General features: G+C 42.8%; 14 protein-coding genes. 7 read left to right on the forward strand and 7 right to left on the reverse strand.

All coding sequences use genetic code 11. From position 1 onward, the window contains the following. Nucleotides 1-46 precede the first annotated feature (46 nt). Complete coding sequence (locus AABK37_RS03580) at nucleotides 47-241, forward strand: hypothetical protein (protein ID WP_432550229.1); 195 nt, start codon at nucleotides 47-49, stop codon at nucleotides 239-241. A gap of 276 nt (nucleotides 242-517) precedes the next feature. Here AABK37_RS03580 and AABK37_RS03585 read toward each other — a convergent pair whose 3' ends face one another. Then, nucleotides 518-877, reverse strand: coding sequence for a hypothetical protein (locus AABK37_RS03585; protein WP_432550230.1), 360 nt, complete (start codon nucleotides 875-877; stop codon nucleotides 518-520). A 266-nt stretch (nucleotides 878-1,143) separates the two neighbouring features. Between AABK37_RS03585 and clpS the strand changes: the two genes are divergently transcribed. The 3 genes from clpS to AABK37_RS03600 all read left to right on the forward strand — a co-directional run bounded on the left by clpS (nucleotide 1,144) and on the right by AABK37_RS03600 (nucleotide 3,096). Further along, nucleotides 1,144-1,425 (forward strand): ATP-dependent Clp protease adapter ClpS, encoded by a 282-nt coding sequence (gene clpS, locus AABK37_RS03590; protein WP_432550231.1) that lies wholly within the window; start codon nucleotides 1,144-1,146, stop codon nucleotides 1,423-1,425. Between the two features lie 20 nt (nucleotides 1,426-1,445). Next, on the forward strand, nucleotides 1,446-2,282 hold the full coding sequence (locus tag AABK37_RS03595) for a CPBP family intramembrane glutamic endopeptidase (protein WP_432550232.1): 837 nt from the start codon (nucleotides 1,446-1,448) through the stop codon (nucleotides 2,280-2,282). 373 nt (nucleotides 2,283-2,655) lie between these two features. After that, nucleotides 2,656-3,096: a pentapeptide repeat-containing protein gene (locus AABK37_RS03600; RefSeq protein WP_432550233.1), complete on the forward strand. Its 441-nt coding sequence runs from the start codon at nucleotides 2,656-2,658 to the stop codon at nucleotides 3,094-3,096. A gap of 88 nt (nucleotides 3,097-3,184) precedes the next feature. Here the strand turns inward: AABK37_RS03600 and AABK37_RS03605 are convergent, their stop codons facing one another. Together AABK37_RS03605 and AABK37_RS03610 are read right to left on the reverse strand one after the other, a co-directional pair. Then, nucleotides 3,185-4,525, reverse strand: coding sequence for a TldD/PmbA family protein (locus AABK37_RS03605; protein ID WP_432550234.1), 1,341 nt, complete (start codon nucleotides 4,523-4,525; stop codon nucleotides 3,185-3,187). Between the two features lie 105 nt (nucleotides 4,526-4,630). Continuing rightward, complete coding sequence (locus AABK37_RS03610; protein WP_432550235.1) at nucleotides 4,631-6,103, reverse strand: TldD/PmbA family protein; 1,473 nt, start codon at nucleotides 6,101-6,103, stop codon at nucleotides 4,631-4,633. A gap of 466 nt (nucleotides 6,104-6,569) precedes the next feature. Between AABK37_RS03610 and AABK37_RS03615 the strand changes: the two genes are divergently transcribed. Together AABK37_RS03615 and AABK37_RS03620 are read left to right on the forward strand one after the other, a co-directional pair. Next, nucleotides 6,570-8,033, forward strand: a complete 1,464-nt coding sequence (locus AABK37_RS03615; protein WP_432550236.1) for a GTP-binding protein — start codon at nucleotides 6,570-6,572, stop codon at nucleotides 8,031-8,033. A gap of 11 nt (nucleotides 8,034-8,044) precedes the next feature. Further along, nucleotides 8,045-8,215 (forward strand): hypothetical protein, encoded by a 171-nt coding sequence (locus AABK37_RS03620; protein ID WP_432550237.1) that lies wholly within the window; start codon nucleotides 8,045-8,047, stop codon nucleotides 8,213-8,215. On the opposite strand, the gene AABK37_RS03625 is transcribed toward AABK37_RS03620, so the two are convergent. The 3 genes from AABK37_RS03625 to AABK37_RS03635 all read right to left on the reverse strand — a co-directional run bounded on the left by AABK37_RS03625 (nucleotide 8,210) and on the right by AABK37_RS03635 (nucleotide 12,049). Continuing rightward, nucleotides 8,210-9,703 (reverse strand): multicopper oxidase family protein, encoded by a 1,494-nt coding sequence (locus tag AABK37_RS03625; RefSeq protein WP_432550238.1) that lies wholly within the window; start codon nucleotides 9,701-9,703, stop codon nucleotides 8,210-8,212. The genes AABK37_RS03620 and AABK37_RS03625 overlap by 6 nt on opposite strands. 289 nt (nucleotides 9,704-9,992) lie before the next feature. Further along, nucleotides 9,993-10,280 carry a hypothetical protein gene (locus AABK37_RS03630; RefSeq protein WP_432550239.1) on the reverse strand — a complete coding sequence of 96 codons (288 nt, stop codon included), beginning with the start codon at nucleotides 10,278-10,280 and terminating at the stop codon, nucleotides 9,993-9,995. A gap of 128 nt (nucleotides 10,281-10,408) precedes the next feature. Next, nucleotides 10,409-12,049 (reverse strand): mechanosensitive ion channel, encoded by a 1,641-nt coding sequence (locus AABK37_RS03635; protein ID WP_432550240.1) that lies wholly within the window; start codon nucleotides 12,047-12,049, stop codon nucleotides 10,409-10,411. 347 nt (nucleotides 12,050-12,396) lie between these two features. On the opposite strand from AABK37_RS03635, the gene AABK37_RS03640 reads away from it, so the two are divergent. After that, a complete protein-coding gene (locus AABK37_RS03640) occupies nucleotides 12,397-12,852 on the forward strand; it encodes an SRPBCC family protein (RefSeq protein WP_432550241.1) in 456 nt (151 codons plus the stop codon). A gap of 174 nt (nucleotides 12,853-13,026) precedes the next feature. On the opposite strand, the gene AABK37_RS03645 is transcribed toward AABK37_RS03640, so the two are convergent. Then, entirely contained in the window at nucleotides 13,027-13,848 is an 822-nt protein-coding gene (locus tag AABK37_RS03645; protein WP_432550242.1) for a SirB1 family protein, read from the reverse strand.

The raw sequence follows: 13,848 nt of genomic DNA on the forward strand, positions 1-13,848 counted from the left end.
ACAATACCTTGGATAATTGGTAACAATTGTAATTGCTTTATTGTATATGAGAACTCAGTACGCTATTCGTCAATTAGTAGAAAGAGCGCTTTTTATTAAAAAATTAACTCCAGAAATTGAAAACGAAATCAATTCAGAATTGACTCAAATGGGTTACATTTCTGATGTTGATTATGAAGCTTTAGAACTCTTAATGGCAGAGATGGATGCAGGTAGAATTAAGTTGGTTTCTAGCCTTTAATCGTAATTTTGATTGAGAAGTTTAAATAATTGTTGAAGACATTAAGTTAATTTGCATTTTGTAACGAAATTACCAAATTTATAAATACTTTTGTAGTAGAAGCAGTGCAGGAATAGTGGCAATACCACTACTGGGATTTTTCTACTAAGTAGACCTTTGGTTTTTTGGCATAACGATATTTTCATGATTTCAGTAGTTAATTGCCATGCATTCCTATTACTCGCTTCTAGGCGCACGCCCAAAGCAGAGAATTATACAACGCGATAAAAAATTCCTTTAGTCTTTATTTTCTGGTTTTTCTTTGTGCGCTTGCCAAAAAAAGTGCAAAAATTGATTGAGTTGCTGTTTAGCATCACAATCAAGCTCGTGTTTTGGTTCTTTGGCAAAAATTTGACTTAACAACGTAATAACTTCTGTGTCTAAGGCGGGTTGAAATAAATTTATCGACCAAAGCAGGTCAGAAGCATCTCGCAGGTCAGTTATTATCGGCGGTTCTTCAATGAAAGCAACTAACATCAAAGGACGCACCCAGCACAACTGACGGGAAACGACAACTTGAATGACTTCTGCATACAGGCGTTTTGCGTCATGTTCTAAAGACACAATTTGTCCTGGCTGAAATTGGTTAATGTCCATAATTAGGCGAGAAAGGTTGCGGCAACGATTCTATTGCTGCTTTCTTCATTTTAAGAGCACAGAAAGTGTGGTATCCTGGGAAGATGCTGCGAACCATGTGAATTATCAGGGTTGACGAAAAGTAGATGCAATTATCAAACCTAAGCAGCAAAAGTTTTTCATGAGCATTTATTTGCGTTTGTATAAGATAGAATAGGTAAATAACTGTTAAGCGATCGCGCTTGCAGACAATCTGTAGTAGATAAACCAGAAAAGAGCAAATAGCCGTGTCAGTCGAAACCATTGAGAAGCGTTCAACAACCCGTAAGCTTGCGCCTCGGTATCGCGTTTTGCTCCATAACGATGACTTCAACCCGATGGAGCATGTGGTGCAGGTGCTAATGACCACAGTGCCGAACCTCACCCAGCCCCAGGCTGTTAGTATTATGATGGAAGCTCATACGAATGGGCTAGCTTTAGTTATAACTTGCGCTCAGGAACACGCTGAATTCTATTGTGAAACCTTGAAAAATCACGGTTTGACTAGCACAATTGAACCTGACGAATAACAATCAACAGGCAAAGGTTTTTGAAAGTTAATTATCTTCGCGTGTCTCAATACCCTGCCCCTGTTCGGCTGGGTATATTTATTTTGGCATTGTTGTTGCTGTGGTTGCCTTTAGCTGCACCAATTCGCTTATTAGTGCAAGATGACAATTTAGTAACTATTTTGACAATGCCATTGCTGTATGTAGAGTTTATCTTGCTACTGCGGCTTTGGGGCAAAAAACTTTACAAGCAACCTCAGATACTGAGACATTATGGTTTAGAAAGAACACCGCAAAATGCGATCGATTTGCTGCGTGGCTTGGCAATTGGGCTAATTAATATTTTGATTTTGTTTGGGCTAGAAGGATTGCTGGGTTGGCTGGTATGGCAAAAACCGAGTATTTTTTTACTGAGAGTTATTGTAGAGGGGTTGATTGTTGCCTTGGTTTATGGATTTGCCGAGGAGTTAATATTTCGCGGATGGCTGTTTGATGAGTTGCAGCGCGATTACAATCTGCGTGTGGTAGTTTGGGCAACTGCGGTTATTTTTGCTGTCACCCACTTTATTAAACCACTGTCAGAAATTATTCGCACATCGCCGCAATTTTTCGGTTTACTGCTGCTGGCGTTATTTTTGGTGTGGGCAAAACGCTGGCGCAGAGGGCGTTTGGGCTTATCGATAGGACTTCACGCTGGTTTAATTTGGGGTTATTACATTATCAATGTTGGGCAATTAACTAAATATTCTGGTGCGGTTCCGGATTGGGTTACAGGTGTGAATCAAAATCCCTTAGCTGGGTTGATGGGGTTGGTGTTGTTGAGTGTGCTGGCTTTGTGGATGCAGAGGAAATCGAGAGCGATCGCTCTCATAAGATAATAAACACAGCTACAAATTTACATGTCCTTCTCTACCCAAAGACAGATTCTGATTTACATTAAATCTTACGTGTAGCAAAAACCTTTCAGCAAACAGCCAGGATGCTTATCACAAAGGCTTTTTACCACTTTGAATCTTCACTGATTGCCTGAGCAACTTGCATAGCAATTTACTCCCTTTAGCGTAGCTAAAAAAAGGATATTAGATATAATTGAAGCTTTTAATTCCTCCGATCGCATGAGGCGTTGAATTCGGGAATCGGTAATACTGACCTTGTAGAAGTTAAGTAAGCGGTTGCAAATCAAAGTATGTGTTTAGGATTTGTGCCAAATACTTATTAAATAGCTTCTAAAAATTTGGGAGGGAATTAACTATGAGAATTCAATCTTTAGCTGCGGTAGCTTTATTAAGCGCAATATCTCTGGGTGCTTCCGTTCCCGCAAAAGCAGCAAACCCCGCTCATGTTCAGCGTTTGTTAAAAACCGGAGAATGTCTCAAGTGTGATTTAAGCGGTGCAAACCTTAAAGGTGCTCACTTGATTGGTGCAGATTTGCGGAGTGCTAATTTGAAGGGTGCTAATTTACAAAATGCTAATTTAGAAGGTGCTGATTTAACTGGCGCGAATTTGAAGGGTGCTAATTTAAAACAAGCATTTGTAAATAGTACAACCTTAAATAATGCCGATCTCAGCAATGCTAATCTCAGCAATGCTAAATTGTATAGTGCCGAGTTAGAAGGCGCTACTTTAATAGGCGCTAATTTGAATGGTACTGATGTATTTAATACCAATATCGGCGTAGGTGGCGGTGAATAATGCTAATTTGGGTGATTAGCGACAACTTAAGAGTGATGAGTTAAGAATTCAATTCAACTCTTAACTCATCACTCCTAACTCCTAACTGTTACTCACCGGTAATCGACAGTTCATCAATCCAAATTCTCGGACAAACACCTCCGGGTGTTAATTCTGGTTCTTTGTCAACATAAATAATTGACTTGAGAACTTGTAGGAAATCGCCTGCAACTGTTGCTGATTCGATACTGGTTTTCACGCCCTTATTGACTAACCAACCATCAAATGGTAGTGAAAAGGAGCCTTGTAAAGCTTTTACTCCCGCGTGTAAAGCTTGTAGGTCATCAATGAGAATTACATTTTCCGCAGTTTCTAAGCTGTATTCTTCCTCAGAATTTGTACTTGCAAATACATGATAAAAGTTAGGACTGACGCTAACTTTTGCACCAATGCTTGCGTTACCTGTAAGATTGGCGTTCATTCTTTTCGCAGTACCAGCACTGTGGAGAAAGCCTGTTAAAACACCATTTTCGATTAGCGAAACTCGACGTGTAGGAGTTCCTTCGCCATCAAAAGCTTCCGCACCGATATTAGCTGGATGCAGCGCATCATCGCATACAGAAAGTAGAGGGGAGGCTATTTGATTTCCGAGAGAATCAGGGGTAGATAAACTTTGTTTGTCAAGGATACTTTGAGCGTTGAACAAGTTAGAAAAAGCACTTAGCAAACTCAAGAAAGCTTCTGGTGAGAAAACTACTCGATATTTACCAGTTGTGACTTTTTCATAGTTCAAATGGCTAATTGTTTTATCTGCTGTTTCTTTGATGCAACCATTGATGTCTAGGTTATCTAAATTATGGTTGATTCTAAAAGCACCAGCACTACGCGGTTTTTTACCTTCTTCTTCGGTTTTGCTGTAAAGATATATCGATGCTAAAGAGTGAGATTCGGTTCTAATTGCACCGTTGCTGTTGAGATAGAACCTGTCAATATCTCTTTGCGCTAAACCGTTATAAGGTACTCCTTTAATAGCCGAATGAACTGATAAAAGTTCTTTTTCAGCTTTGACTAGGCTTTCTATTAGTTGGGAAACTGGTGCTTGATTTGCTTTCTCGCTCTTATTATTCTCGATGTTGACAGTCGCTTCTGGACTAAAATCGGGGACGTTTTCCCTAACACCGAAGAAACTAGCTTCGTAAGCGGTTTTTAAAGCTAATTCCAGTCCTTTTGGATCTACATCTGTGGTGCTGGTGACACCCATTGTGTTGTCTTCGTTCCACACTCGAACGGTGACACCAGAGCGATTTGAAGCTTTAACTTGTTTTGGCTCACCTTGATCTACTTGTACGCTGGTTTCATCTACAGTTGAGCCGTAAATGTCAAATTTATTAATGCCAAGTTTGTTAGCAGTTTCCTTGGCAGATGTTGCAATTTCGTTGATATTCGGCATAGTCGATTTCTACTTCAAAATTCCATTTGATTTATTTTGAATATTTTGTAGTGAGCGCTTTAGCGCTTAATAAAGCACTAAAGTGCTTACTACGAGTTAGAGAGGTTAGCGTCCGCCTACGGTGATAGAATCTACTTTGATGTGGGGTTGTCCGACTGTGGTGTAAATGCTGCCACTGACCGAGCCACAAAAACCTGCGGCTAATGATAAATCTTGGGAACACATGGAAATTTTATTCATAATTTCCTTTGCTTCGCCGATGAGGATGGCTCCTTTTAATGGCTTGGTAATTTTGCCATTTTCTATTAAATAAGCTTCGTCTACACCAAAGTTAAATTGTCCTGTGGCACCGACGCTACCACCACCCATTTTTTTACAGTAAATGCCTTTGTCAATTGAGGCAAATAAATCTTCTGTGCTGTATTCACCAGTCGCGATATAAGTATTTCGCATCCGACTAGCGGCAGCATAGGTGTAATTTTGGCGGCGTCCGCTGCCGGTTCTGGGGTGTCCGGTGCGCGATGAACCTGTTCTGTCTGCTAAGAAGTTCTTTAAAACGCCTTTTTCAATTAATAGCGTTCTTTGAGCGGGCATTCCTTCGTCGTCCATGTCAATTGTGCCGAAGGCGTTTTCTGAACGTCCTTCATCCCATGCTGTAAGACTTTCGTGGGCAATTTTTTCGCCTTTTTTGTCAGCAAAGGGTGTGGTGTTGCGTTCAATTTGCGTGGTTTCTAAAAGGTGTCCGCAAGCTTCGTGGAAAATTACCCCGCCAAAGTGATTGGCCATGATAATGGGGTATGTGCCAGATTCTACGTAATCGGCGTAAAGCATTTTACCTGCTGATTCGGCTATCTGCTCGGCGGATTGTTGATAATCCCAGGTTCTCAAGAAGTTGGCATCGCTAGTATTACCAGCACGTTCGGCAATGGAGGTACGATTTGCACCATCAGCACACAAAAGGTTAAAGCCGACAGATTGAGTGAGGCGAATGTCACGGGCAAATGTGCCATCACTAGCAGCGACTAAAACTTCTTGCCAATCGCGGAAGTAAGTGGCGCGGCGAGATTGAATGTGGTTGGCTTTTCGTTGCAAGTAGGCGGTACTATCAAGGAGGACTTCTCCCATTTCGCGGATGGAACTACATAAAGGTAGCCATTTGTCTTTGCCTCTTTTGGTGGCGTAGTCTCTGAGTAGTTCGAGGTTGATTTCGGGGATGAAAGCGTTAGCTGCTGGTAGTTGCAATCCTAAGATGGAAAGTCCTTTTTCTAATGCGGCTTTCAAACCGATAAATGAAAGGTTGTTGGTGCTTACGTAGCAGTCGGCTTTGCCACGAAATACTCTCACTCCTGCACCAGTAGCAAGACTGGGTGAAATGCTGGTGATAGAATCGTCTTCTGCAAGGCAACTAATATAGTTACGACGTTCTAAGAAGAATTCGATGAAGTCCGCGCCGGCAGCGCGTCCTAGTCCCAGGAGGATTGCCAGGGGTGCTTCCCAGGTTTCATCGAATCGCTCTGGTGTGGAGGTGTATTGTAAGGTGGGGAGTTGATTGGAGAGAAGTAGGGTGTTTGTTAGCATGGGTTGCCTTAAAATGCTGGCATTATCAGAGGTTTAACTGAAATATCCTGGTGTGTGTACTCTAGCAAATTTAAGAAAATGTCTGTGTGAGGTAAGTAAGTAGGTGTAGGTAGGGATGGTACTACCGCCGAACAAGTGGAAGGATATTATTGGTCAATTTGTGTGGGGTTTAGTCCGTTGCCCTTTAGGTAGGGTGTGTTAACGAAGTAACGCACCCGAATTTACTACTGCCTAACTTTACGTAGGGTGTGTTAACGAAGTAACGCACTTGAATTTAGTATTTAAGTTGGTGCGTTAGGACTATCGTCCGTAACGCACCCTACGTTTATTTACTAAATGTTGTTAGTAATTACGCAAGTGTCACAACGAATCTGAATTAAGCGTCTTTGCGCTTACTACGTTAGAAAATCACTAGGATTAATAAGGGTATCTATTTAAAATTTTAAAGAAAAAATCTGAAATTAATATGAATTCGACGTTGCCTTTGCCCGATCCTCATGAAAGTGATTCTTCTAGTTGGGAGGAAGAACTTGATAAGGCTATTTTCAGTTTTGAAGATATTCAGGCGGAACTTAATTATAAGCAGGCACAAACGGCATTAAGAAGTTTGGTAACTAAACTTGATTTGACTCCCCAAGAAAAACGCGGACTGGAAGAGGAAATTGGCGATTTAGAAGTTATGTTGGGCAAGTTAGACCGCATGGTGGTGCAAATTGCGGCTTTTGGAATGGTGGGACGTGGGAAGTCTTCGTTATTGAATGCTTTGGTTGGACAATCGGTGTTTGAAACGGGTCCTTTGCATGGTGTGACTCGTGCTGCACAGCGAGTTAATTGGAGTATTAGTTCCGAAGCGATCGCTTCTTCAAATCGCGCTTTACGTGTAACTTTACCTGGAATCGGTCAATCTCAGGTGGAATTGATTGATACTCCGGGTTTAGATGAAGTAGATGGGGAAACTCGCACTGCTTTAGCTGAACAAGTTGCAAAACAAGCAGATTTAATTCTGTTTGTTATTTCTGGGGACATGACGAAATTAGAACATGAGGCTCTTTCTCAGTTGCGCGAAGCTGGTAAACCAATAATTTTGGTGTTTAACAAGGTTGACCAGTATCCAGAAGCCGATCGCATGGCAGTTTACCACAAAGTCCGCGATGAAAGGGTGCGGGAATTACTCTCACCCCTAGAAATTGTCATGGCAGCAGCATCACCTTTAGTAAAGACTGCGGTTCAACGTGCCGATGGTACTAGGGGAATACAATTGCGTGCAGGTAATGCCCAAGTTGAAGAACTAAAGCTGAAAATATTAGAGATTTTACACCGCGAGGGCAAAGCTTTGGTGGCTTTGAACACGATGATTTACGCGGATAATGTGAATGAGCAGTTGGTGCAGCGCAAGTTGATGATTCGCGATCGCGCTGCGAATCAGTTGATTTGGAAAGCTGTCATGACTAAAGCTTTAGCGATCGCTCTCAATCCCGTTACAGTGGTGGATATACTGAGCGGTGTAGTTATTGATATTGCTTTAATTCTCGGCTTATCCAAACTCTACGGCATCCCCATGACGGAAACTGGAGCCGTACAATTATTACAAAAAATCGCCCTGAGTATGGGCGGTATCGGTGCGAGCGAACTGTTAGCAACTCTCGGTTTAAGCGGGTTAAAAACTTTACTTGGTATCTCTGCACCCGTTACAGGTGGCGCTTCTTTCGCTCCTTACGTAACAGTTGCGATAACTCAAGCGGGTGTAACTGGTGTTGCTTCTTACGGAATCGGACAAGTCACCAAAGCTTATTTGGCTAATGGGGCAACTTGGGGTTCTGATGGACCGAAAGCGGTAATTGGGAAGATTTTGGCAAGTCTTGATGAGACTTCGATTCTCAACCGCATCAAGGATGAGTTGCAAGAGAAGATCAAGAGGGGGAAAGGGTAATACCGTTTCACTTGAAAGTTGATACAAATAGACCGCACTCTAGTAGGGGACAAGGAGACAAGGAGACAAGGGGACAGGGGGACAGGGGGACAGGGGGAGTTTGTCTTTTCGTCTTCCTTGTCTCCCCCCTCTCCCCCATCCCCCCATCCCCCCCTCTCCCCCTCTCCCCCTCTTTTTCATAACGCTGGTGCTGGAAGTGGTTTTGCTGGTGCTGACAGCGGATCTATCCCATTTTGCGCGACTTCAAACTGACTCATCATGTCGTGGTCTTCGTGAACCATGTTATGGCAGTGGTACATGTACTTGCCTATGTTTGGTCTAAACTTGCCAATTATTCTTACCGTTTCGTTTTCACCAACGTAGAAGACATCTTTCATACCACGTTCATAAGCGAAAGGTGGCTGACCGTTACGGTCAAGAATTTGAGCATCAATTAGGTGAAGGTGAACCGGATGAAACCAAAGACCGGAGTTGTTATGCAGTGTCCAAATCTCGATTTGTTCTAATTGGGGATTGGCATCAACTCGGTTTATGTCCCAAACATTGCCGTTGATTACCCACAATCGATTACTTTGCTCAAATGTAAAGTCACGCGATCGCACTGCTGAAGATTCTGGGAAAAATTCAATATTGCGTAACGTGCTAGGAATGAAACTGTTATCGCTCTCTTCACGTACCACATCAAAGCGCATAATCTTATTGGTATCCCCAGTATTATCATTGTTGGGAAGTCCCAAATTTTGCAATACTACCTGGGTTCCTATCGGATATTTAGAAAAATCGATTATCAAATCGTAGCGCTCTGCCATCCCGATACGCATCTCTTTGGTATTTACTGGTGCAGGCTTTAACCCCGCATCAGTACCGATCGCAATCAAGTCGTCACCCGTACTCAGAGCAAGTTTGTAAGAGCGGGAAATTGATGCGTTTAACACCCGGAAGCGGTACTTGCGGTTTGCTACCTCCATCCGGGGATAAGGTACACCGTTAACTGTAATCACATCCCCCATCAAACTGTGTTCGGCTTGGTCATCAAAAATTAACGAACCATCAGCCGCGAATTTTTTATCATGAATGATTAAGGGAATATCATAATCATCCTTGGGAAGTGGCAGATTAAGTTCATTTTCATCTTCGACAATATACATTCCCACCAGCCCCATGTACACGTTTCGTGAAGTTTGATGAACTGCGTGGTCGTGATACCACATAGTGGCGGCGTTGATGTTGGGATAGATATAGTCCTTGTAGTATCCTTGAGGAATTAAATCTTCTGCGTAGCCATCGTACTGCGGTAGCGATGCCATCCCATGCAGATGAACCACGGTAGGTGTATTAACATCGTTGATAAAGCGTACAACTGAGGAGCGATTTTTACGTTGTTTAATTGTCGGACCCGGAAATGTACCGTTATAGCCCCAAATTTCTGTCGTTCGCCCTGGTAATATTTCTACAATAGCTTTCTGTATTGTTATCTGGTAATAATCAGTTGTGGAATCGCTACGTACAGGATTTAACACTGGTGGGGTGCGAAAGGCAAGTGTAAACGGCTCGACTTTCTCATCGGTTCTCTGAGCATATCCTCGATGCGGAAAGATTACGGGTAGCAATATAGAACCACCCGCGAAAGCTGCAAACATCAAGGCTTCACGTCTGCTGATTTTATTCATGGTAGTGTCCCCTGTCTCAAACACTATCTAAACTTTGCTTGTTTGAAAGCAGTCAAAAAATTTTTATCTCAAAAAATAATATCAAAAGATATATCAAAAAATGCTAAAGTTTATTCAACTAATAATACTAAGTGTTAACTAGACTTTTTGGAAAGTAGGGAAAGGGGTAGGAAAAAAGCTTTCTCACGACAGTGGCAAAAAGAATGAGTGCTCATAGGTCTAGTGTTGACTTTTATATTCGTTTTTCTGAGCAAACAGAATTGTTTTATCGGTAAAAGAAAAGCGATACCTACGGTAAGCTACGAAGATCGCTCTTAAAACTCGGAACTTCGTGTTCGGAACTCGGAACTTCGTGTTCAGAACTCGGAACTTCGTGTTCGGAACTCGGAATGTCGTGTTCGGAACTCGGAATGTCGTGTTCAGAACTCGGAACTTCGTGTTCCGAACTCGGAATGTCGTGTTCAGAACTCGAAAGTTCGTGTTCCGAACTTGAAACTTCGTGTTCCGAACTCGGAACTTCGTGTTCAGAACTCGAAAGTTCGTGCTTTGAACTCCAAATGTCAAGTTCTAAACTCAAACACTAAGTTCAAAGCTCTAAAGTTCAACTTTTGAGATAGAAGTTCCGAGATTTAGGGTTAGGGGTTAGGGGTTAGGGAATAACTTTCGTGCCTTAGTCCCCAGTCCCTAGTCCCCAGTCCCTAGTATTTACCCTTTACTTTTAAAAGAGTTTAACCATTGTTGAACTTGATCGCGGGCAATTTCGCGACCACCGAGACCGAAAGATAAGGCAGTAGCAACAGCGATCGCACCGAGTAAAAGTCCAAAGGCTAAGTTGACAATATCACTAGCAACACCAATCTGTTGCAGTGCCATTGCCGAAACCAAAGCAATAATCGCAATCCGCGCTACTTGAGCCAAAATCCGTGCTTGGGCATTTCCCGAACTGGCAATGATGCTAAAAGCCAGATTTGCTAAGAACAAACCGATGGCAAATACAATCAATCCCGCCAAAATGCGCCCGAATATGACGACTATGCCACTTACCAGTAGCGTGAGTGCGGGAATATTCAAAATATTCACTGCCGCGACTGTGGCAAATAGCATGATGCCAACTAAAACAACGATACCAACAATTTCCGATGGAGTTCGGGCTGGGGGAAGTGCTTCTGTGTCTGCTGGATATGTGGTGCGTCTGACGGGAGTTGGCAGACCTAAGACAGAGAAGATGTTGTTAAAGCCGATACTTGTGAGGATGTTGGTAACAAGTTCGCCCACAAATCGCCCGACGAAATAAGCAATAATCAAAATGGCGATCGCGGTGAAGATCGCAGGTAAGGCATTCAGAATTTGCTGCAACATGGCGATCGCCGGTAAGGAAATCGCGTCAATTCGCAAAGCATTCAGGGAGGCGATCGCAACCGGAATCAAAATCAACACATAGACAATCGTGCCGATAATCGACGATAAAGATTGCGCTCCGGCAGTAGACGAAAGTCCAAAGCGTCTCCCCAAATCATCAATTCCAGTTGCTGCCAGTAAGTTGCTGACAATCCGTCGCACTATATTAGCCACAAACCAGCCGACAACACCAATCAACACCGCCGCTAAAATATTCGGCAGAATTGAGATAATCTGCGTTACCAGACTTTGTACTGGTTGTAAAGCCTGCTGTAACCCCAAAGTATCCAAAATTGGAATGAGAAACAGCAAAAAGATGAACCAATATAAAGCGTTGCCAATCGTCTCACTCAGAGACAATTGATTGAGATTTGGGACGGCATCTTGTGTTTCCGGTGGATTCAAACGCTCATCTAGCCGCAAAGCGCTGAGTCCGCGTATGGTTATCAGCTTAACGAGGCTAGCGACTAACCAAGCTATTAAAAGGATGACTCCCGCAGCTACTAACCTGGGTAAGAACTCACCAATTTGTTCGAGAAAAGAATTAAGCGGTTGAGAAGCGACTCTCAACTCTAAAGTATCTAATACAGCAACTATGGTTAACAGCAGGATAGACCAAAAGACCAAGCCGGCGACAAATTTCTCCACTTGGACTGTATCGCTACCAGTCAAACCAGCGGCAATACGGTTATCTATTTTAGTGCGATTGAGAATGCCGCGTACTAATGCCGCAGCTCCTGCCGCAATCAGCCAGCCAAGCAGTAAAATTACTGCTGCCCCCAGCAACCTAGGTAGAAATAGAACTACCTGCTGGACACTTCCTTGCACATAATTGACTGCATTTGATTGATCTGGTGATAGGGTTGGCGACTGTGCCAAAAAATCTTGCACCCTCATCAACAAACCAAGTTCCATCACCTGGGTTATTCCTTGCCAAGTTGTATTCATAGTTTTCCCAAATTAAGGTAAACTGTTATTTCCAAAACACGTCAGATTCTTCTGGCGTGTATTGTATAGCACAAATATACATGCCAGTTAAGTTACCAGTGTTTTGCCTATAAATCTACCAGTAAAATCATATATAGAGTTGACATCAAGAGTATTTTTTTTATCTGCTTGGTTGACAACTCGTTTTGTGAAATTACTAGTGCCAAAACAGTAAAATATCACTGATTTTGGCGTCGTTGTATATATTTTTATTTCTAAAGCTGAGTTGGCTTTAGGATTGATTTAGTGTGTTGGCAGCGCTAAATATAGCGTTATTGTAAGTGCAGCAATAGCTTCAAAGATGTAAAATGTCTTCTGTTTTTGAACAATCAATTCAAATTAATGCTACAGCGACGGTGGTTGAGAGATGTATTACTGATTTAACTCTCATGCACCGTTGGCTTAATCCTGCCCTGCGTTGCGAACCTGTGGGGGAAACTTGGAGTAGCGATAATGGTAGTAAAAGCAAGTTTGTGATTCAAATACCGATAATAAAACCGACATTAAATAGCACAGTTGTCGAAAGACAACCGGGTTTGGTAGTGTGGGAGTTTGACGGTTTTTTCACCGGACGCGATCGCTGGGAATGTCAACCAGTCGAACAAGGAACGCGTCTAGTTAACCGCTTTGAATTTGAGATTCCCAACCCGATAATTAGCTGGGGCTTCAAAACTTTCGCCGAACCCTGGACAAAAAAAGACATGCAAGAACAACTGCAACGACTTAAAAGAGTCGCGCAAGAAGTACAGCAAGGCTTTCGGTAAGAGTAGAAAGTGGGGAGATGAGGGAATGGGGGGAGTGGGGGAGTGGGGGAGTGGGGGATGGAAAGACAAGGGGACAAAAAGACTTGGAGACAAAAAGACTTGGAGAATAATTCTTCTTTCCCCCTATCCCCCATCTCAAGAACTCTCCCCACTCCCCCACTCCCCCACTCTCCCTCATCCTCTCGCCATCTCAGCCAGCAACCGTCGAATCACCGACGCATCTTCAGCATCGGGAACTCTTGTTAAATAACTTTGCAAGTCTTGAGTAGCTTGGGTGTAAAGACCGAGTTGATAGTAGAGCAAACCGCGATCGCGCAATTCTAAAATCGTATCAGGCAACAACAGCAAAATTCTCTCAACTGCTGCTAAAGCTTTTTCTATATCCTGCTGTTTCAGATAAATATATTTCAGATTCGTCAGCATCCTCACCAAAAATTGCCGATGATTCACTGCGGCTAAAAATTCCGGTTGTAGCGTCACGCTTTGTTGATATATTTGCGAAAGCCTTTCTTGGCAATCTTCGACGAACATCACTTCACCGTTATTAAACGCATCAACAAAAATCTCCATATCGGGAATATCTGGACGGATTAAGAAATGTAATGGCATTCCTACCCCCACCATCGGGAAATCAACTCTTCGGGCAACTTCTAGGTAAACTAGCGCCAAACTAATCGGAATTCCCAATCGGCGATCGATCGCATCATTCAAAAAGCTGTTGCGGGGGTCGTAATAGTCTTTTTTATTGCCTGCAAATCCCAAATCATCGTAAAGATACTGATTAATACTTTGAATTACCCGCAAAGGATAACGTCCGATTGGCAAGCGTTTTTTAGCTTCCGCTGCCATTGTATCGAGGACGTTGAGGTAGTGTTCAACATCCAGGTCGGGATATTCTTCTTGGGCAATATATAATGCCGCCTTTGCCAAATCGATATTTCCGTCAGGCTGTTGAATCTCCTGGTAAAAATTTTGTCGCGCTGACGAGAAATTCAT

Source organism: Tolypothrix sp. VBCCA 56010 (assembly GCF_050875635.1).
Lineage (GTDB): Bacteria > Cyanobacteriota > Cyanobacteriia > Cyanobacteriales > Nostocaceae > Hassallia.

Bases quoted from the DNA above. Each gene is read 5' to 3' on its own strand.
- AABK37_RS03610 (WP_432550235.1), bottom strand. From the start codon at position 6,103: ATGCTAACAAACACCCTACTTCTCTCCAATCAACTCCCCACCTTACAA.
- AABK37_RS03605 (WP_432550234.1), bottom strand. From the start codon at position 4,525: ATGCCGAATATCAACGAAATTGCAACATCTGCCAAGGAAACTGCTAAC.
- AABK37_RS03615 (WP_432550236.1), top strand. From the start codon at position 6,570: ATGAATTCGACGTTGCCTTTGCCCGATCCTCATGAAAGTGATTCTTCT.
- AABK37_RS03600 (WP_432550233.1), top strand. From the start codon at position 2,656: ATGAGAATTCAATCTTTAGCTGCGGTAGCTTTATTAAGCGCAATATCT.
- AABK37_RS03635 (WP_432550240.1), bottom strand. From the start codon at position 12,049: ATGAATACAACTTGGCAAGGAATAACCCAGGTGATGGAACTTGGTTTG.
- AABK37_RS03625 (WP_432550238.1), bottom strand. From the start codon at position 9,703: ATGAATAAAATCAGCAGACGTGAAGCCTTGATGTTTGCAGCTTTCGCG.
- AABK37_RS03645 (WP_432550242.1), bottom strand. From the start codon at position 13,848: ATGAATTTCTCGTCAGCGCGACAAAATTTTTACCAGGAGATTCAACAG.
- AABK37_RS03640 (WP_432550241.1), top strand. From the start codon at position 12,397: ATGTCTTCTGTTTTTGAACAATCAATTCAAATTAATGCTACAGCGACG.
- AABK37_RS03580 (WP_432550229.1), top strand. From the start codon at position 47: ATGAGAACTCAGTACGCTATTCGTCAATTAGTAGAAAGAGCGCTTTTT.
- AABK37_RS03585 (WP_432550230.1), bottom strand. From the start codon at position 877: ATGGACATTAACCAATTTCAGCCAGGACAAATTGTGTCTTTAGAACAT.